At 66.3% G+C, this 1101-nt stretch carries 1 protein-coding gene; it reads left to right on the plus strand.

Annotated features, from left to right (window positions below):
• Positions 1–116 precede the first annotated feature (116 nt).
• Positions 117–1101, plus strand: a 985-nt coding sequence (locus MR1_RS19115; RefSeq protein ID WP_084344965.1) for an IS481 family transposase, incomplete at its 3' end; no start/stop codon positions are given.

Genomic DNA, 1101 nt, shown 5'->3' on the forward strand with positions numbered 1-1101 from the left:
GTGATGTCCTGGGACGTTGTTTCGGGCGACACGGCCGTGACCTGCTGAGAGGTGAAGACCTCCGGTTGTGAAGTGGAGCTGTTGAGTTCAACCGCTTCACAAGCCAGGAGGTCTTCGTGTCCCACGCTAATGCTGCTCTGACTCCGCGCGCTCGTATCCGCTTGGCGCGCCTGATCGTCGATGATGACTGGCCGCCGTCAGTGGCGGCGAAGATGTTCATGGTCTCGACCGTGACGGCGCGGAAGTGGGCGGCCAGGTGGCGCTCCGAGGGTGCCGCCGGGATGCAGGACCGCTCGAGCCGCCCGCGCTCGATGCCATCGAAGACGCCGTCGCCGATCGTCAAGCGGATCGTCGCTGCCCGGTGGCGACGCAGACTGGGACCGGTCCAGATCGCCGGGGAGCTTGGGCTGGCGCCCTCGACCGTTCACGCGGTCCTGGTGCGGTGCCGGATCAACCGGCTCAGCCGCATCGACCGGGTCACCGGAGAACCGATCCGCCGTTACGAGCACGACCATCCCGGCTCGCTGATCCACGTCGATGTCACGAAGTTCGGCAACATCCCCGACGGCGGCGGGCACCGCTTTCTCGGGCGTGCACAGGGCACCAGGAACCGGCACGCGATGACCGGGGTGAACCGCAACGCCGCCCATCAGCCACGGCTCGGGGTCGGCTACCTCCACACGGTCATCGACGACCATTCCCGCGTCGCTTACGTCGAGATGCACGCTGACGAGCGCGCCGAGACTGCGATCGGGGTTCTGCAACGCGCGACTGCCTGGTTTGCCGACCGGGGCGTCACCGTCGAACGGGTGCTCTCCGATAACGGTGCCGCTTACCGCTCATTCGCGTGGAGGGACGCATGCGCAGCCCTCAGCATCACGCACAAACGGACCCGCCCCTACCGGCCGCAGACGAACGGCAAGATCGAGCGCTTCCACCGCACCCTCGCGGACGGATGGGCCTACGCAAGGCTCTACTCGACAGAGACCGAGCGTCGCGACGCGCTACCCGGCTGGATCCACTTCTACAATCACCACAGGCGACACTCCGCAATCGGAGCAACACCGGCCAGCAGACTCAACAACCTCCCTGGACATCACA

Origin of the sequence: Microbacterium resistens NBRC 103078, from assembly GCF_001552355.1 — a bacterium.
Classification (GTDB): Bacteria; Actinomycetota; Actinomycetes; order Actinomycetales; family Microbacteriaceae; genus Microbacterium; species Microbacterium resistens.